This window comes from Thalassobacillus hwangdonensis, from assembly GCF_042675915.1.
Taxonomy (GTDB): Bacteria; Bacillota; Bacilli; order Bacillales; family Halobacillaceae; genus Thalassobacillus_A; species Thalassobacillus_A hwangdonensis.
Genome location: NZ_JBHTKL010000001.1, coordinates 1,224,234 through 1,241,680, shown reverse-complemented (window position 1 = coordinate 1,241,680; position 17,447 = coordinate 1,224,234). Strand labels below are relative to the sequence as shown.

The following is a 17,447-nucleotide window of genomic DNA, read 5'->3' as shown; positions in this document are numbered from 1 at the left end:
CATTTGCTACCCCTGATTTGCTCTAGTATAATGAGTGGGTCAGGGGTGAAAGTATGCTGAATAGCAAAATGAACTGGAAATTTACATATAGCGATGAAATAGAGACCGAGTCCTTTCTACCGGATTTGAACCTCTCTCCAATGACGCAACGACTGTTATGGCAAAGGAACGTCCGGGATATCGACGCGGTTCGACGCTTCTTATCTCCATCACTGGATGACCTTCATGACCCATTCTTGATGGACGGGATGGAAGCAACGATTGCCCGCGTCCGGCTTGCCATTCAACAGGAAGAAAAAATCCTCGTATTCGGGGACTATGATGCGGATGGAGTTAGTGCGACGACTGTAATGGTACAAGCTTTAAGAGAAGCAGGAGCAGATTGTGATTTCTACATTCCGAATCGGTTCACCGAAGGGTATGGACCAAATGAGCAAGCATTCCGACTTGCACATGAACGTGGATTCTCATTGATCATCACCGTTGATACCGGGATTGCAGCTGTAGATGAAGCAGCGGTTGCAAAAGAACTTGGAATCGACTTGATCATCACGGATCACCACGAAGTGCAGGAGCAGCTTCCGGATGCGTATGCGATTGTCCATCCGAAAACTTCCGCTGGCTATCCTTTTCAGGAGCTGGCAGGTGTAGGGGTGGCATTCAAGTTCGCACAGGCTCTGTCAGGAGAGATCCCGCATCATTTGCTGGACATGGTTGCAATCGGTACGGTGGCCGACCTTGTCACGTTGACGGACGAGAACCGGGTACTGGTACACTTTGGATTGAAAGCTTTGTCAAACTCCGAGCGACCGGGCGTCAAGGCGCTTAGGCATATTTGCGGCATCGACGGTCCGATCAGTGAAGAAACGGTCGGATTCATGATCGGTCCACGAATCAATGCAGTCGGCCGGCTACAGGATGCCTCGCCAGCGGTTGACTTGATGCTTACACAAGATGCTGAAGAAGCAGCGGAATTAGCATCAGAAATTGATCAATTGAACAAGGAACGGCAAAAGATTGTGGCGGATATCGCCAAAGAAGCAGAGAAGATGATGGATGACGATCAAAGTGGAGATAATGATGCTGTTATTGTAGTAGGCAAAGAAGGATGGAACCCGGGAGTGTTGGGTATCGTAGCCTCCCGTCTTACAAATAAATATGACCGGCCTGCAATCGTATTAGGATTCGATGCGGAGAAAGGTGAAGCGAAAGGCTCCGCCCGAAGCATCGATGCCTTCGACTTGTTTGTCAATTGCATGAAAGTCAGGCATGTGTTCAAGCATTTCGGTGGGCATTCCCAAGCGGCCGGAATGACACTTCCCCTTGAAAATGTTGATATGTTGAGAGATGAGCTTAACCTACTCGCAAAGCAGCAGCTCAGTGAGGAAGATTTCAAGCAATCGATGGATATTCAAGGTACAGTGGACATCGAAAGCCTATCCACTAAAGAGATTGAAGAAATCGATAAGCTGAGCCCATTCGGTATGGGGAATCCTAAGCCTATCTTTCATATTGAAAATGAAATGAAGGAAGTTAGGCAGATTGGCAGTAAAAAGAATCATTTGAAGTTCCAATTCACGAAGAACGGCAGCATGCTTGATGGCATTGCGTTCGGGATGGGGGACCTTTACACATGTATCGCCCCTTCCTCAAAGCTTGAAGCAATCGGTGAGTTGAATATAAATGAATGGAACGGGCGGCGAAAACCGCAAATCATGATAAAGGATGTACGTGTTTCAGAATGGCAGTTGTTCGATCATCGCGGAGCAAGGGATATTGAGAAAAAGCTTCCTGGCCTAGACGATGAAAGAGATTACGCTGTTATTTTTGAAGATGATGGACATGTTCCTTTGGATTTACCGGTGCTTACCAAAGAATCTGTCATAGATAGTGAAGTGGACAGCCTTATTTTACTTGACCTGCCGGATTCACTTGAAGATTTGGCATCCGTTCTACAGTCTCACAAGCCGAATAAAGTATATGCCTGTTACCGGGTGACAGATGGTGCATTTCTCAATGAATTGCCGACACGGGAGCACTTTAAGTGGTTTTATGCCATGCTCATGAAACGAGGATCATTCGATTTAGAAAAGGATGGAGACAAACTTGCAGCACGGAGAGGATGGAGTCCATCTACGATAGATTTCATCTCGAAGGTGTTTTTTGATTTAGAATTTGTTAGAATAGAGAATGGACTCATTTCGGTTCATCCTACTCCTTCTAAGAAGGATCTTAGCGAATCGATCACCTATCAGAACAAACAACGGAAACTTCAAGTCGAGAAGACACTCTACTATTCAAGCTATCGAGAACTGAAGACTTGGTTTGATAAGTATATGGAGGAAACGGAGCCATCCGTTAAGGAGGAAGTAACAAGTGGATTTTAAAGAACATATTGCAATAGTGGAAGACTGGCCCAAAGAGGGAATCAAATTCAAGGACATTACGCCTTTGATGGATAACGGTAAAGCTTTCAAAGCAGCTGTCGACGAAATCGTCGAATATGCTAAAAGCAGAGATATCGATTTGGTCGTTGGCCCGGAAGCAAGAGGATTCATTGTAGGATGTCCTGTATCCTACGCACTGGAAATCGGCTTTGCGCCGGTACGTAAGGAAGGTAAGCTTCCTCGAGAAACGATCAAAATGGATTACGGACTGGAGTATGGTAAGGACGTACTTACAATTCACAAGGATGCAATCAAGCCTGGTCAACGTGTGTTGATCATCGACGACCTTCTTGCAACAGGAGGAACGATTGATGCAACAATCAAGCTTGTTGAAGAGCTTGGTGGGGTTGTAGCGGGATGTGCATTCCTGATTGAACTAACCTACCTGAATGGTCGTGAAAAGCTGGAAGGACATGACGTCCTTACTTTGATGCAATACTGATAAAAGAGGAGTGCTCGTTACGAGTACTCCTTGTTTATACATTGAAACAGCAGGTTTCGACATAATGTGGGAAAATTTTTCGCTTTACATTTGGCATTCTTTTTTCGATAATGGAAGACAACTACTAATTTAGCGCATCAAAGAGTATGGAAGTAAGTAATGAAACCAGGGTGATAACATGTCGAAAGACAATATTTTAACTGCGGAAGAGGTAATTGAACAAGCAGGTCGGTATTTACCAGAGGAAGGTACCGATTTTATTCGTCGTGCCTATGAATTTGCTGAAGAGGCACATAAAGAACAATTCCGCAAATCCGGGGAACCTTATATCATCCATCCGATCCAGGTAGCAGGAATCCTGGTCAATTTGGAGATGGACCCAGAAACCATCGCGAGTGGTTTTCTTCATGATGTCGTCGAAGATACCGAGATTTCACTTGAACGTATTGAGGAAGAGTTCAATAAAGAAGTGGCGATGCTAGTTGATGGCGTAACGAAGTTAGGAAAGATCAAGTACAAGTCAAAAGAGGCACAGCAGGCAGAAAACCATCGGAAAATGTTTGTCGCGATGGCGAAGGATATGCGTGTCATCTTGATCAAACTCGCGGATCGCCTCCACAATATGCGTACATTGAAGCATTTGCCACCCGAAAAACAACGGAGGATTTCGAATGAAACGTTGGAAATCTTTGCTCCGCTTGCACATCGGCTCGGTATTTCCACTATCAAATGGGAGCTTGAGGATACAGCATTAAGATATTTGAATCCACAGCAATATTATCGTATCGTCCATTTGATGAAACAAAAGCGTAACGAACGCGAATTTTATATCGAAGATGTCATGAAGGAAATCGAGGATCGTCTGGACGAAGTGAACATCAATGCGGACATTTCAGGGCGACCGAAGCATCTTTACAGTATTTATCGTAAAATGGCCATTCAGAACAAGCAGTTCAATGAAATTTATGACCTGCTTGCTGTAAGGGTCATTGTCAATAGTATCAAAGACTGCTATGCGGTACTTGGTATCATCCACACATGCTGGAAACCGATGCCAGGTCGTTTCAAAGACTATATCGCGATGCCGAAACCGAACCTTTATCAGTCGCTGCACACGACAGTGATCGGTCCAAAAGGGGATCCGCTCGAAGTTCAGATCCGTACAGCAGAGATGCATGAAATTGCTGAATTCGGTGTGGCTGCACACTGGGCGTATAAAGAAGGTTCCCAGCTCAACCAGACGAAAAAGTCTTTCGAAGATAAGTTGACCTGGTTCCGTGAGATTCTTGAGTGGCAGAATGAAACCCATGATGCGGAAGAGTTCATGGAATCCTTGAAAATGGATCTTTTCTCCGATATGGTTTACGTCTTCACTCCGAGAGGCGACGTAATCGAATTGCCATCCGGTTCCGTACCGGTCGATTTTGCATACCGTATCCACACGGAAGTAGGCAATCATACCATCGGTGCGAAGGTCAACGGCAAGATGGAACCGCTCGATTATAAATTGAAGACAGGTGACATCGTCGAAATGATGACGTCCAAGCACTCTTATGGGCCATCTAAGGACTGGATTAAACTTGCACAGACGTCACAGGCGAAGAATAAGATTAAGCAGTTCTTCAAAAAGCAGCGACGTGATGAGAATGTCTCCAAAGGCAGAGAAGCGGTCGAGCGTGAAATCAAAGCAATGGATATCGCGCCGAAAGATGTGCTTATCCCTGAGAATATCAAGCGCGTATCAGAGAAGTTCAACTTCAGTACTGAAGAAGATATGTATGCTGCTGTCGGTTACCAGGGGATTACGGCTGCCCAGATTGCGACACGTCTGACAGAGAAGCTCCGTCAAAAAATGGAAAAAGAGCAGAACCTTGAACAGACATTGGAGGAGGTCAAGACGGAAGCGAAGGATCGACCTTCATCCAAACGCGATTCAGGCGTACGGGTGAAAGGTGTCGATAACCTGCTTGTACGCTTATCAAAGTGTTGCAATCCTGTACCAGGGGATGAAATCGTCGGTTACATTACGAAAGGACGAGGTGTCTCCGTCCACCGGTCGGATTGCCCGAATGTCCTAACCGAGGATGCCCAGACGAGGTTGCTGCCTGTCGAATGGGAAGGTACCGGTACGATTACAAAGCAGTACCATGTGGACTTGGAAATATCCGGATACGACCGAAGAGGATTGTTGAATGAAGTGCTGCAGGCTGTAAATGAAACGAAGACGAATATTACTGCAGTATCAGGCAAATCGGATCGTAACAAAATGGCCACGATCAACATTACGATTCTTATCCAGAATATCAATCATTTACGTAAAATCGTTGAAAGAATAAAACAGATTCCTGAAGTCTATACGGTAAGAAGAATGATGCAATAAGGGGTTTTGAGCGATGCGAGCTGTCATACAACGTGCGAAAGATGCTTCAGTAACCGTCAATGGGGAAGTGAGCGGCCAAATCGATGATGGTTTGGTCGTCCTGCTTGGGGTAACACATGAAGACACGGAAGAAGACGCAACCTATCTTGTGAATAAGATTACCAATCTCAGAATCTTCGAGGACGAGCAGGAAAAAATGAATCTGTCCCTGAAGGATGTCGGTGGCAAAGTGTTATCGATATCGCAGTTCACCCTTTATGGTGATTGCAAAAAAGGAAGAAGACCGAACTTTATGGCAGCTGCCAAGCCAGAAATAGCAGCTAAGCTTTATGAGCGGTTCAATGAGCTGGTGACGGAAGCGGGTGTGGCTGTGGAAAAAGGCGTATTCGGTGAAATGATGGATGTACGTCTGAATAACGTTGGACCTGTAACACTCATTTTGGATAGCAATGAAAGATAAAAATAAGAGGATGGCAGCCGCCATCCTCTTTTACTAGTTGAAGTAGTTTTCCAATCCTTTGACGATACCTGAAGCAAGCTTCGACTGATATCCATATGTCTGTACAAGTTGTTCTTCCAGTCTGTTGGAAATAAAACCTAATTCCAGTAGTACTGCTGCTCCACTTGTTTCTCTTACGACGTGGAAGTTTCCGTGTGTTACTCCACGATCCCGGAGCCCGGTAGCTCGGACCATTTCTGTCTGGAGCGTCTGTGCAAGTGCTCGATTGTGATTGTGGTAATAGTAGGTTCCTATCCCACTGGCACTTGGAAATTGTGGTGCGCTATTGTAATGGAGACTCAAAAAGGCATCCGCTTTCGATAAGTTGGAAAGAACGGATCTTCCTGATAAGGATAGGTATCTGTCAGAATCACGGGTAAGAATGACCTTCGCACCTGCAAGTTCCAGCTTTTCTTTCAGCCTGGAAGCGGTCGAGAACGTGACATCTTTTTCGAACACTCCACTGATGCCGATTGCACCGACATCCCGTCCGCCATGACCGGCATCAATGACGATGAGTTTATTTTTCAATCCGTTTGTTTTCGGTTCAGGAGAGGAGCTTCCTCCGTTATTCAATGACACGATCCATCCTGCTACATAGGCGTCTTTGCCGTTTGTCAGCTGGATTTTGTACCATTCATCATGCTTGCTGATCACACGGTACTGATCCCCTTGGTTACCTCTTGCGACGATGGTATAGCTTGTTGAGGGGCCGCTCCGTAAATTAGTTGCATTATAATTCAATGTCAACAAGGTTGAGGCCTGTTCCTGAGCAGGCTTTTTCTTTGCCAGCCAGTTTGCTATCCAACCAGTGCTTCCGTTTGAAAGCTTGATCTGGTACCAGCCGTTTTGTTCCTTTAGAAGGGCAAGTTCATCCCCTTTTCTGACTTGGCTGATCCGTTTTCCCTTCAGTGAACCGGCATCCCTTACATTAAGAATCGGAGTCTGCACGACTACGGTTCCGATGACTTCCTGCTGAGAAGGGGTTGGTGTTGACGGTTGACTTGTATGAACAGGCTTAGAAACAGAGCTTGTAAAGTCCCTATGTACCCACCCGGATTTTCCTTTCCATGCAACCTGCAGCCACTTACCTCTCTCTGTAACCTTGTGAACCTTCTCATTCTTCATCAGATGTCCAAGGATGGTCGAGCTGGTTGTTGCATCTGCCCGTACTCTCAAGTAATTCACATCCGATTTGATTTGCTCCGTCCCCTCAATGGTAACGAGCCACTTGGCAACCCAACCGGTTTTGGCTGGGAGCTGAAGCTGGACCCAATTGTTCTTTTCATTGATAATCTTAAAAGTATCATTTCGCTCCACCTGGCCAATACGTGAATGATTCAGTCCAGGACCGGAACGGACATTGAGCTTGTCCACCTTCACAGTGGCTTCACTCGCCTCAACAGGCTGTTCCTGTAAAACAACAAGGAATAAACAAGAAAAAACTACGAATGATAACAGAAACTTGAAACGGGACAACGATTACCTACCTCCTTTTTTCAGTACTTGATTAACTTCCCTTATTCGACAGGACAGATGAAATATCCTTTAATCTATCTATCGGTTGAAATGATGAATCAGTGAATAGCTGAGAGAAAAAATAGTAAAGTTCTTGACATCGGCTTTTGTCCGTCATATGATAATAATCAATTCAAAAAATGATTCGAAAAAAACCGATGATGGAAAGAGTAACCGGAACCCCATCCGTCCAGAGAGGAAATGCCACTGGCTGAAAGTATTTCCACGCGATGCACCGGTGAAAGACGTTCTTTAGGTTCTGTGTCGAAAGCCGAGTAGATACAGACGTATGCAGGCGTTAACTGTATTGAGTGGAGATGTCATGAACGACGTCTCAACCAGGGTGGCAACGCGGGTATAACTCCCGTCCCTTATTTTTAGGGACGGGAGTTTTTTATATGCAATTGTTTCCAATTCGTTACATTTCATTCGTAGGAGGATATGAAAAATGAGTATGAAACTCCCAAGAGGTACGCAGGATATACTTCCTGGTAATTCAGAGAAATGGCAATACATTGAAGAGAATCTGAAGGATTTGTGCAACAGATATAACTATAAGGAAATCCGTACTCCGTTGTTTGAGCACACGGAATTATTCCAGCGAGGTGTCGGGGATACGACAGATATCGTTCAGAAAGAAATGTATACCTTTGAAGATCGAGGGGGGAGAAGCCTTACCCTTCGACCGGAAGGAACAGCTTCTGTCGTACGTTCTTTTGTTGAAAATAAACTATTCGGTCTACCGAACCAGCCGACGAAATTATTCTATATCGGGCCAATGTTCCGTTATGAAAGACCGCAACAGGGAAGAACGAGGCAATTCGTCCAGTTTGGAATCGAAGCGCTTGGAAGTGCTGATCCAGGTGTAGATGCAGAAGTACTCGCACTTGCAATGAGTGCCTATCAGGAATTCGGGCTTAAGTCACTGAAGCTTGTCATCAACAGCTTAGGAGATACAGAAAGCCGTGAGAGCCACAGGCAGGCACTGGTCAATCATTTCGACCCACACCGTGAGGAGTTATGCGCAGACTGTCAGGTCCGTCTCGATAAGAACCCATTACGTGTGCTGGATTGTAAAAAAGATCGCAACCATCCGGCGATGGCAACCGCCCCATCCATTCTTGAACACTTGAATGAATATTCGCGGAATTATTTTGAACAGGTGAAAGCGAATCTTGATACGATGGGCATTAATTACGTTGTAGATAAAAATCTTGTCCGAGGTCTTGATTACTACAATCACACTGCATTTGAAATCATGAGTGATGCTGAAGGCTTCGGGGCAATTACGACGTTGAGTGGCGGTGGCCGTTATAACGGGCTTGTCGAAGAAATCGGAGGTCCGGAAACACCGGGTATCGGTTTTGCATTAAGTATCGAACGTCTTCTTATGGCACTGGAAGCAGAAGGAATCGAACTACCATTGGATGATGCGTTGGATTGCTATTTTATCGCCATTGGAGAAGAAGCGGAAAAGCAAGCTTTGAAATTGACTTATGAGCTGAGAAAATCAGGCATTCAAGTGGACAAAGATTACATGCAGCGGAAAATGAAGGCGCAATTCAAGGCTGCTGATCGTTACAATGCTAAATACGTGCTTATCTTGGGTGAGAATGAACTTGCCGAACAAAAAATCAATGTGAAAAATATGGACACCGGCGATCAAGTGCAAATCGCTTTTGAAAACATTACCGAACATATGAAAAAGGAACTGGCAGGAGGAGAATGATGATGGAACGACACCATTGTGGACACTTAGAACAATCGAAAATCGGAGAGAAAGTATTATTGAAAGGCTGGGTGCAGAAGCGCCGTGACCTGGGCGGGTTGATCTTCATCGACTTACGTGACCGTTCAGGAATCGTGCAGGTCGTCTTCAACCCCGAAGTATCCAAGGCTGCCCTGGAGCAGGCTGAGGATGTGCGAAGTGAATATGTGCTGGAAATTGAAGGAGAAGTGCTTGCAAGAAGTGAAGGTACGCAGAACACGAACATTTCAACAGGTATGATTGAAGTTCACGCCGAAAGCCTGGAAGTGATCAACAAAGCAAAAACGACACCATTCATGATCCAAGATGAAACGGATGTAGCAGAGGAACTGCGTCTGAAGTATCGTTACCTTGACTTGCGCAGAAAACCGATGCAGGAAACGTTCAAACTGCGCCACCAGACAAACCAGGTCATCCGAAACTTCCTTAATGAGGAAGAATATCTGGAGATGGAGACGCCGATTCTTACGAAGAGTACACCAGAAGGAGCTCGTGACTACCTTGTTCCAAGCCGTGTACATCCCGAAGAATTTTACGCATTGCCACAATCACCTCAGTTGTTCAAACAATTATTGATGATGTCCGGGTTTGAAAAGTATTATCAGATAGCACGCTGCTTCCGTGATGAAGACTTGCGGGCGGATCGTCAGCCTGAATTTACTCAGATCGACATTGAAACATCATTCATGACACAAGAGGACATCATGGCCATGACCGAACGCATGATGAAGAAAGTGATGAATGAGGTCAAAGGAATCGAATTGGAGACGCCGCTTCCACGTATGAGCTATGAAGAAGCGATGGAACGTTTCGGCTCCGACAAACCGGATACCCGTTTTGGAATGGAACTGGTGAACGTGTCGGAAATCGTCAAAGATTCCGGATTTAAGGTGTTTGCCGGTGCAGTTGAATCCGGGGGTCAGGTAAGCGCATTGAATGTCAAAGGTGCTGCTGCAGACTTCTCCCGTAAGGACCTGGATAAACTGACCGACTTCATCAAAGGATTCGGAGCGAAAGGGCTAGCTTGGCTGAAGGCAGAGGAAAGCACAATGGCAGGTCCGATCAGCAAGTTCCTTGACGAATCTGTACAAAATGCACTTCGTCAATCACTTGAGGTAGAAGCAGGAGATCTGGTGTTGTTCGTAGCCGATCAAGTATCCGTCGTACAGGAAAGCCTTGGAGCGTTGCGACTGAAACTAGGAAAAGAGCTTGAACTGATCGACGAGAGCAAATTCAATTTCCTTTGGGTGACCGATTGGCCACTCCTTGAATATGACGAAGAAGCAGGGCGTTATTTTGCAGCCCACCACCCATTCACAATGCCGGTGGAGGAAGACATGGAAAAATTGACTTCAGCTCCTGGAGAGGTCCACGCACAGGCGTATGACTTAGTGCTCAATGGATATGAATTAGGTGGAGGTTCCCTTCGTATCTATAAAAAAGAAGTACAGGACCGGATGTTCGAAGTCCTTGGCTTCAGCGAAGAAGAAGCACAGGAGCAGTTCGGATTCCTGCTGGATGCATTGGAATATGGTGCACCTCCACATGGAGGAATCGCACTCGGGCTTGACCGTATAATAATGCTGCTGTCTGGCAGCAACAATTTACGTGATACGATCCTGTTCCCTAAAACCGCATCCGCATCAGACCTGATGACCCAGGCACCGAGCGGCGTCAGTCAAGCGCAACTGGAAGAACTACACTTGAAAACAAATCCTAAAAAGTAATAGACCTATGTAGTCTTACTGTAATAATTGTAACCATTTAGATACAATGAAACGGTTGAATGTTCCGTGATTCTATGCTATTATTTGGATACAAAGTAAATGAATCAATCCTGATGTGTTCGTTGTTCTAATGTACGTTTTGACCGAACATTTTTTGAACGGGAGCCTGGTGTTTTTACATGGAATGCATGCCTCGTTACTTAACAGTTGAAGAGGAAGCAAGAAGTGTAAAACAGGGCACCCACCTGCTGGGAGCGGGTTCAAAACTCATGATACAACGGCACGATTGGGATTGGTTCGTACATATTAAAAAAGCTTCGAGGTTATCCTCGAAGCTTTTTTCTATACCATTAACTTTTAACGCGCTACCTGCTCCAGATTTCCATTACGCTCCATGCGGAACTGTGGCTTTGCATAATTGCCATCCTCATCGAAAACGATCATTTTACGGGCTCTGTCCATGATTTGGATCAATGCTTGATAGTCGTCCTGCATGGTCTCCATCTGGGCTTGCAACTGAAGACAGTTTTTCTGTAGTCGATCGTTTTCCTCACGAAGCTGTTGATTCTCCTGTTCGAATTTACCAAGTTTCGAACGATCCTGTTTACTAGAATTCATATTCACCTGAAGGTTTTTCAAATATTGAATGACGTCTTTCAAATTGATAGAAGGCTCTTCCGGTTTTTGCATCACTTGGACAGGCACTTCGTTGTGGCTTTCTACGCTTGTTTCCTGATGAGTGGTAGGTGAAGGGGTCTCCTTGTAAAAGCTTGGAGCAGGACTGTTCGTCTGCTCGCGTGCCTCTGCCCGCTTCTTTTCTTTACGCTGCTTCTTAGCGATATCGATCGCTTGATCGTATTTCTGCCTTACTTCCGCATTCCATCTGAATCCACATGCTGCAGAAGTGCGGTTCAATGCATCTCCGACTTCATCGAATGCCCTCAATTGTGTACTGCCTTCGCGAATGTGACGGAGAACCGTCTCTGCTAATAGAAGGTCATCTTCATGTGACCATGCATCTTGTCTTACTTTAGCCATGGGGTTCACTCCTTTATCCTTTGATCATTTCTAGTAAATTAACAAAACTAGTTTTTAATTTTTAGTTTTATTGTGACCAAGGTTTAAAGGAAATATACCTGGCTATCGATTTTATTTACGCTTCATTATTTTGTCATAGACTTGTTTCATCGCCTGTTCGAATTTTCCGGTCGTCTTCGGAGCATAGTATTTCCGTTGTTTTATTTTATCCGGCAAGTATTGCTGCTCCACCCATCCGCTCTCATAATTGTGCGGATATTTATAGTCGATTCCCCGTCCCATTTCTTTTGCACCTTTGTAATGTGCATCTTTTAGATGTAAAGGTACATCCCCGCTATTGCCTTTTCGGATGTCGGCCAAAGCTTCATCAAGGGCTTTGTAGGCACTGTTGGATTTCGGAGATAAAGCGAGTTCAGATACCGCCACCGCAAGCGGAATCCTTGCCTCGGGAAATCCGAGTCGTTCGGCAGCCTCGACAGCAGCGAGCGCTCTCGGTCCAGCCTGGGGGTTTGCCAGTCCGATATCTTCATAGGCAATCACTACAAGCCTTCGTGCAATGCTGTCGAGATCGCCAGCCTCGATCAGTCTGCCTAAATAGTGGAGTGATGCATTGATGTCACTTCCTCTTATCGACTTCTGGAACGCGGACAGAACATCATAATGTGCGTCTCCATCTTTGTCATGGGAAAAGCTTTTCTTTTGCATGCACTCTTCGGCAGTTCCAAGGTCGATTTCTATTTTTCCATTATCATCATCTGGAGTAGAAAATGCAGCCAATTCCAATCCGTTCATTGCGGAGCGCAGGTCACCATTGGATGCATTTGCAAAATGATCCATCGCCTCATCCGTAATCTCTATGTTCAAGTCACCAAGCCCAGACTTTTGATCGTCGATCGCCCGCTTCAACGCATCCTTGATATCTTCTGTTTCAAGGCTGTAAAGCTCAAACAGGTGACATCTGCTCCTGATAGCTGGGTTGATCGAATGATATGGATTGCTTGTCGTGCAGCCGATTAAAGTAATCCGATTACTTTCGAGATGTGGTAATAGAAAATCCTGTTTTCCTTTATCAAGCCTGTGCACTTCATCAAGGATCATGACCATCTGGCCATGCATCTTGGCTTCTTCCACCGCAATTTCAAGGTCTTTCTTTTTATCAGTCACCGCGTTCAACAATTTGAAAGGAAGTCCAAGGCTTTTGGCGAGGGCCATCGCCATCGACGTTTTCCCTGTCCCGGGAGGCCCGAACAGGATCATCGATGCCAGCCGGTTCGCCTGCACCATTCGCCTGATGGTTTTACCTTCTGAAACTAAGTGTTTCTGACCGATGATTTCATCGATATTTTCTGGTCTCATTCGAAATGCGAGCGGTTGGTTTTTCATGTGGAGTTCCCCTTTTTATAAACTTATAGAATTAAGACTAATCACGATTCGACTAAAATGCAAGGAACTAGACATTCATGCTATAATAGCGTTTGTTATAATGAGAGTAGGAGAAATCATGTCTAAACAATCAATGACTATTAAACAGAATATCTTGAGATGGGCTTTCTTTTTCAGCGGATTGCTCATCTTAGGTTTTGGAATAGCAATGACGATGCAGGCGAAGGATCTTGGTATTGGTCCATGGGATGTCTTTCATTACGGATTGTTCCTGCAGTTGGGGTTGACGGTAGGAACGTGGTCGATCATTACAGGGCTTCTCATCGTTCTGCTTTCGGCCTTGTTCCTGAAAGAGTGGCCACAGATCGGTACCATATTGAATATGGTCCTAATCGGTGTATTCATCGATTTATTCAACTGGCTGCTGCCTGAACCAGAAACACTTTTGGCGGAGCTGATCGTTTTCGTGACAGGTACCGTAGTGATGGCATACGGAATCGGAATCTATGTCGCAGCAAACCTTGGAGCAGGTCCGAGAGACAGTTTGATGCTTGTGCTTACCGATCTTACCGGGCTTAAAGTATCTACGATTAGAAATCTAATAGAAATCACAGTATTCCTTCTAGGATGGATGCTAGGTGGACCTCTGGGAGCAGGGACGGTATTTATCGCATTTTTCCTTGGTACCCTTGTTGGTCACACTTTACCTCAGTCCAGGAAGTTACTCGAGTATTCAATGAAGAAAGGTGAACATAATGAAAATATCGACAAAAGGCCGTTATGGGCTGACAATCATGATTGAATTAGCAAAAAGGCACGGAGAAGGTCCGATTTCACTGAAACAGATTGCCAGAGAAAATGACCTGTCTGAGCATTATTTGGAGCAGTTGATTGCACCGTTAAGGAATGCAGGGCTTGTGAAGAGTGTCCGAGGTGCCTACGGTGGATATATGTTGACAAAGGTACCTGCTGAAATAACAGCGGGAGATGTCATCCGTGTACTGGAAGGACCAATCACTCCTGTCGAGGGCATCGAGGATGAGGAACCGGCAAAACAAGCGCTTTGGAAGCGTGTCAGAGATGCAGTGAAAGAAGTGTTGGATACAACGACTTTGGAAGACCTGAAAGATCATGTCGATGATCAGACTCAGGATGCGTATATGTTCTACATTTGATTTTGGTGGAGGTGAGCTTATGAATGCAATCTATTTAGATCATGCAGCAACGACTCCAATGCACCCTGCTGTCATTGAAGCAATGACACCAGTGTATCATGAGGTGTTCGGTAACCCTTCCAGCGTCCATCAATTCGGAAGGAAAGCAAGAAGGATCCTTGACGAAGCAAGGCGGAGTGTTGCAGATCAAATCGGCACCAGTGATAAGGAAATCGTATTTACTAGTGGTGGAACCGAAGCGGACAACCTTGCCTTGATCGGTACTGCGTTTGCAAATAAAGATAAAGGAAACCATATCATCACGACATCGATGGAGCACCATGCGACCCTCCATGCAGCTCAATACCTGGAGGAGAACGGATTTGACGTCACCTATCTTAAGCCTGATTCGAATGGGTTGATCGCTTCAGAAGATGTCAAAATGGCATTGACGGATCAGACGATCGTCGTGTCCATCATGATGGTCAACAATGAAACAGGGATGATCCAGCCAATCAGCGAAATCGGAGAATTACTGCAGGAACATCAAGCTTATTTTCATACCGATGCTGTCCAGGCATTCGGTACGATCGAAGTAAAGGTGGAAGCATTGAACGTCGATCTTCTGTCGATTTCAGGACATAAAATCAATGGCCCTAAAGGTATAGGTTTTCTATATATAAAAGAAGGAACATTGATCAACACCTTACAATTCGGCGGAGAGCAGGAACGGAAGCGTCGGCCAGGTACGGAAAATGTACCGGCAGTCAAAGGGTTGCAGGTGGCTGTCGAACGCATGGCAGAAGAAATGGAAGAGAGAAAAGATTCCTATCAGAATTACAAACATCTTTTCCTTCACACATTAAAGGAAAGGGAAGTTCCCTTTACTGTCAACGGTGACCCGGATAAGATGGTGGACACAATCGTGAACCTCAGTTTTCCTGGAATGAATGTAGAAACTTTGCTGACGAACTTCGATCTGTCCGGTATCGCTGCATCAAGTGGCAGTGCATGCACTGCCGGATCCGTTGAGCCGTCACACGTGTTGTCGGAAATGTATGGATCCGGGGATCCACGGACGACAAACTCGATCCGATTCAGCTTCGGAATGGCAAATACAGAGGAAAATGTGAAAGAAGCAGCAGAGAAGGTTGCTTCGATTATTCATCGGTTAATGTAAGCGAACAATTTAATGGAAGAAGGTGACAACATGAAGGAACCGAAAGATACAAGAGTAGTAGTAGGAATGAGCGGCGGTGTGGATTCTTCTGTATCCGCATTGCTACTGAAGGAACAAGGGTATGACGTCGTAGGGATTTTCATGAAGAACTGGGATGATACAGATGAGAACGGTGTATGTACAGCGACGGAAGATTATGAAGATGTCATCAAGGTCTGCAACCAATTGGACATCCCTTATTATGCAGTGAATTTCGAAAAGCAATATTGGGATAAAGTATTCACGTACTTTCTCGAAGAATATAAAGCAGGGCGCACGCCTAACCCTGATGTAATGTGCAATAAAGAAATCAAGTTTAAGGCGTTTATGGACCATGCAATGTCTCTTGGAGCGGATTATCTGGCGACCGGCCATTATGCGCAAGTCCGTAAAGATGGGGATCAATATGAAATGTTACGGGGGAACGACCATAATAAGGACCAGACCTACTTCCTTAATCAGCTTTCACAGGATGTGTTGGCGAAAGTCATGTTCCCACTCGGTCATCTGGATAAGAAAGAAGTACGTAAGATTGCAGAAGAACATGGGCTTGCTACTGCGAAGAAAAAAGACAGCACAGGCATTTGTTTCATCGGGGAGAGGAATTTCAAAGATTTCCTTAGTGAATACCTCCCTGCACAGCCTGGCGAAATGCAGACGCTTGATGGAGAGAAAAAAGGCACGCATGATGGTCTGATGTATTATACGTTGGGTCAGCGTCAAGGTCTTGGAATTGGTGGCGCAGGCGACCCTTGGTTCGTCGTCGGAAAAAATCTGGAAGATAACGTCCTCTATGTCGGACAGGGGTTCCATCACGAAGCGTTGTATTCGGATGGCCTGATTGCAGATCAAGTCAATTGGATCAACGATGTCGACCTGCCTTTGGAATGTACGGCTAAATTCCGTTACCGTCAGGAAGACAGCAAAGTGAAGGTCCATGCGTTGGAGGATGGGAAATTGAAAGTGGAATTCCATGAGCCTGAACGAGCAGTAACACCAGGACAGGCAGTCGTCTTTTATCAAGGGGATGTGTGTATCGGCGGCGCTACGATCGATGAAATCCTGAAAAATGAAGAAACGTTGACGTATGTAGGGTGATTGCATCAAAAAAGACCATGGCATCTGTTCATGCAAATGCGTGGTCTTTTTAGTGCTTCCACCGATTTGATAATAAATAGGGGGTAGTAATGGTGAGTAAATTGCAACAAGGGATCAAGGAAATGCAGAACCAGAACTTTGAAGAAGCTGCAAAACTTTTCACAGAGGCGATTGATGAAGAACCGAAAAATCCAATCGGATATATCAACTTCGGAAATCTCCTTCTTCATATGTCTGATTACTCAAGGGCTCAGCGTTTTTTCGAACGGGCAATCGAGCTTGATGAGCATGCAGCTACCGCATATTTCGGACTTGGAAATACGTATTATGAGCAGTCATTATATCCACAGGCACAGGAGCAGTTCTCAAAAGCAGTCGAGACTGGTCTTGAGGAAGCAGACGTTTATTTCATGCTTGGCATGACTTTCGTTCACCAGGACCATCACAAGTTGGCACTTCCGTATCTGTTAAGAGCTGCAGAACTTGACTCAGATGATGTAGATATCCAATTCCAATACGGACTGTGCCTTGCCCAAGCTGGTGAAATTGCACAAGCGAAGGCTACGATGCTGAAGGTGCTTGAACTGGAAAGTGAACATAGTGATGCTTATTACAATCTGGGTGTCATCGCACTGTATGAAGAAAATCCGATCCAGGCATTGGAATATTTTGATCGGGCAATAGAGATTCAGCCTGAACATGCCTTGGCGGCAAATGGAAAGAAACAAATTGAGCAAGTGCTTCATAATGACCAGGATTAACAAACTGGTTCGA

General features: G+C 45.3%; 14 protein-coding genes, 1 other RNA gene and 1 other annotated feature. Of the genes, 12 read left to right on the top strand and 3 right to left on the bottom strand.

Annotated features, from left to right (window positions below):
• Positions 1 to 53: 53 nt before the first annotated feature.
• From recJ to dtd, 4 genes are all read left to right on the top strand, one after another.
• Entirely contained in the window at positions 54 to 2,387 is a 2,334-nt protein-coding gene (gene recJ / locus ACFQ2J_RS06645; RefSeq protein ID WP_386057705.1) for a single-stranded-DNA-specific exonuclease RecJ, read from the top strand.
• Positions 2,377 to 2,889: an adenine phosphoribosyltransferase gene (locus tag ACFQ2J_RS06640; protein ID WP_386057703.1), complete on the top strand. Its 513-nt coding sequence runs from the start codon at positions 2,377 to 2,379 to the stop codon at positions 2,887 to 2,889. The genes recJ and ACFQ2J_RS06640 overlap by 11 nt, the downstream gene beginning before the upstream one ends.
• Before the next feature lie 178 nt (positions 2,890 to 3,067).
• Positions 3,068 to 5,269, top strand: a complete 2,202-nt coding sequence (locus ACFQ2J_RS06635) for a RelA/SpoT family protein (protein ID WP_386057701.1) — start codon at positions 3,068 to 3,070, stop codon at positions 5,267 to 5,269.
• Positions 5,270 to 5,282: 13 nt separating this feature from the next.
• Entirely contained in the window at positions 5,283 to 5,729 is a 447-nt protein-coding gene (dtd, locus tag ACFQ2J_RS06630) for a D-aminoacyl-tRNA deacylase (protein ID WP_386057699.1), read from the top strand.
• A gap of 33 nt (positions 5,730 to 5,762) precedes the next feature.
• On the opposite strand, the gene ACFQ2J_RS06625 is transcribed toward dtd, so the two are convergent.
• Positions 5,763 to 7,247 carry an N-acetylmuramoyl-L-alanine amidase gene (locus tag ACFQ2J_RS06625; protein ID WP_386057697.1) on the bottom strand — a complete coding sequence of 495 codons (1,485 nt, stop codon included), beginning with the start codon at positions 7,245 to 7,247 and terminating at the stop codon, positions 5,763 to 5,765.
• A gap of 188 nt (positions 7,248 to 7,435) precedes the next feature.
• Positions 7,436 to 7,661, top strand: a binding site (T-box leader).
• Positions 7,662 to 7,734: 73 nt separating this feature from the next.
• Between ACFQ2J_RS06625 and hisS the strand changes: the two genes are divergently transcribed.
• From hisS to ssrS, 3 genes are all read left to right on the top strand, one after another.
• A complete protein-coding gene (gene hisS, locus ACFQ2J_RS06620) occupies positions 7,735 to 9,015 on the top strand; it encodes a histidine--tRNA ligase (protein ID WP_386057696.1) in 1,281 nt (426 codons plus the stop codon).
• Positions 9,015 to 10,781 (top strand): aspartate--tRNA ligase, encoded by a 1,767-nt coding sequence (aspS, locus tag ACFQ2J_RS06615; RefSeq protein ID WP_386057694.1) that lies wholly within the window; start codon positions 9,015 to 9,017, stop codon positions 10,779 to 10,781. The genes hisS and aspS overlap by 1 nt, the downstream gene beginning before the upstream one ends.
• 104 nt (positions 10,782 to 10,885) lie before the next feature.
• A non-coding RNA gene (gene ssrS, locus ACFQ2J_RS06610) (6S RNA) lies at positions 10,886 to 11,078 on the top strand.
• Positions 11,079 to 11,138: 60 nt separating this feature from the next.
• On the opposite strand, the gene ACFQ2J_RS06605 is transcribed toward ssrS, so the two are convergent.
• Positions 11,139 to 11,819: an RsfA family transcriptional regulator gene (locus ACFQ2J_RS06605; protein ID WP_386057692.1), complete on the bottom strand. Its 681-nt coding sequence runs from the start codon at positions 11,817 to 11,819 to the stop codon at positions 11,139 to 11,141.
• Positions 11,820 to 11,930: 111 nt separating this feature from the next.
• Complete coding sequence (locus tag ACFQ2J_RS06600) at positions 11,931 to 13,202, bottom strand: replication-associated recombination protein A (RefSeq protein ID WP_386057690.1); 1,272 nt, start codon at positions 13,200 to 13,202, stop codon at positions 11,931 to 11,933.
• Positions 13,203 to 13,320: 118 nt separating this feature from the next.
• Here ACFQ2J_RS06600 and ACFQ2J_RS06595 point away from each other — a divergent pair, with 118 nt between their 5' ends.
• The 5 genes from ACFQ2J_RS06595 (at position 13,321) to ACFQ2J_RS06575 (ending at position 17,434) form a co-directional block, all read left to right on the top strand.
• Positions 13,321 to 14,004, top strand: a complete 684-nt coding sequence (locus tag ACFQ2J_RS06595; protein WP_386057688.1) for a YczE/YyaS/YitT family protein — start codon at positions 13,321 to 13,323, stop codon at positions 14,002 to 14,004.
• Positions 13,958 to 14,377, top strand: a complete 420-nt coding sequence (gene cymR / locus ACFQ2J_RS06590) for a cysteine metabolism transcriptional regulator CymR (RefSeq protein ID WP_386057686.1) — start codon at positions 13,958 to 13,960, stop codon at positions 14,375 to 14,377. The genes ACFQ2J_RS06595 and cymR overlap by 47 nt, the downstream gene beginning before the upstream one ends.
• A 19-nt stretch (positions 14,378 to 14,396) precedes the next feature.
• The gene (locus ACFQ2J_RS06585; protein WP_386057684.1) at positions 14,397 to 15,536 is read left to right on the top strand and encodes a cysteine desulfurase family protein; all 1,140 of its coding nucleotides are present in this window, start codon (positions 14,397 to 14,399) and stop codon (positions 15,534 to 15,536) included.
• A gap of 30 nt (positions 15,537 to 15,566) precedes the next feature.
• Positions 15,567 to 16,673 carry a tRNA 2-thiouridine(34) synthase MnmA gene (gene mnmA / locus ACFQ2J_RS06580; protein ID WP_386057682.1) on the top strand — a complete coding sequence of 369 codons (1,107 nt, stop codon included), beginning with the start codon at positions 15,567 to 15,569 and terminating at the stop codon, positions 16,671 to 16,673.
• A gap of 89 nt (positions 16,674 to 16,762) precedes the next feature.
• Entirely contained in the window at positions 16,763 to 17,434 is a 672-nt protein-coding gene (locus tag ACFQ2J_RS06575; protein ID WP_386057680.1) for a tetratricopeptide repeat protein, read from the top strand.
• Positions 17,435 to 17,447 lie beyond the last annotated feature (13 nt).

What these genes read in the sequence shown, in the direction of transcription:
- recJ (WP_386057705.1), top strand. Translation starts at nt 54, where the DNA reads ATGCTGAATAGCAAAATGAACTGGAAATTTACATATAGCGATGAAATA.
- ACFQ2J_RS06635 (WP_386057701.1), top strand. Translation starts at nt 3,068, where the DNA reads ATGTCGAAAGACAATATTTTAACTGCGGAAGAGGTAATTGAACAAGCA.
- dtd (WP_386057699.1), top strand. Translation starts at nt 5,283, where the DNA reads ATGCGAGCTGTCATACAACGTGCGAAAGATGCTTCAGTAACCGTCAAT.
- hisS (WP_386057696.1), top strand. Translation starts at nt 7,735, where the DNA reads ATGAGTATGAAACTCCCAAGAGGTACGCAGGATATACTTCCTGGTAAT.
- aspS (WP_386057694.1), top strand. Translation starts at nt 9,015, where the DNA reads ATGATGGAACGACACCATTGTGGACACTTAGAACAATCGAAAATCGGA.
- ACFQ2J_RS06605 (WP_386057692.1), bottom strand. Translation starts at nt 11,819, where the DNA reads ATGGCTAAAGTAAGACAAGATGCATGGTCACATGAAGATGACCTTCTA.
- ACFQ2J_RS06600 (WP_386057690.1), bottom strand. Translation starts at nt 13,202, where the DNA reads ATGAAAAACCAACCGCTCGCATTTCGAATGAGACCAGAAAATATCGAT.
- ACFQ2J_RS06595 (WP_386057688.1), top strand. Translation starts at nt 13,321, where the DNA reads ATGTCTAAACAATCAATGACTATTAAACAGAATATCTTGAGATGGGCT.
- cymR (WP_386057686.1), top strand. Translation starts at nt 13,958, where the DNA reads ATGAAAATATCGACAAAAGGCCGTTATGGGCTGACAATCATGATTGAA.
- ACFQ2J_RS06585 (WP_386057684.1), top strand. Translation starts at nt 14,397, where the DNA reads ATGAATGCAATCTATTTAGATCATGCAGCAACGACTCCAATGCACCCT.
- mnmA (WP_386057682.1), top strand. Translation starts at nt 15,567, where the DNA reads ATGAAGGAACCGAAAGATACAAGAGTAGTAGTAGGAATGAGCGGCGGT.
- ACFQ2J_RS06575 (WP_386057680.1), top strand. Translation starts at nt 16,763, where the DNA reads ATGGTGAGTAAATTGCAACAAGGGATCAAGGAAATGCAGAACCAGAAC.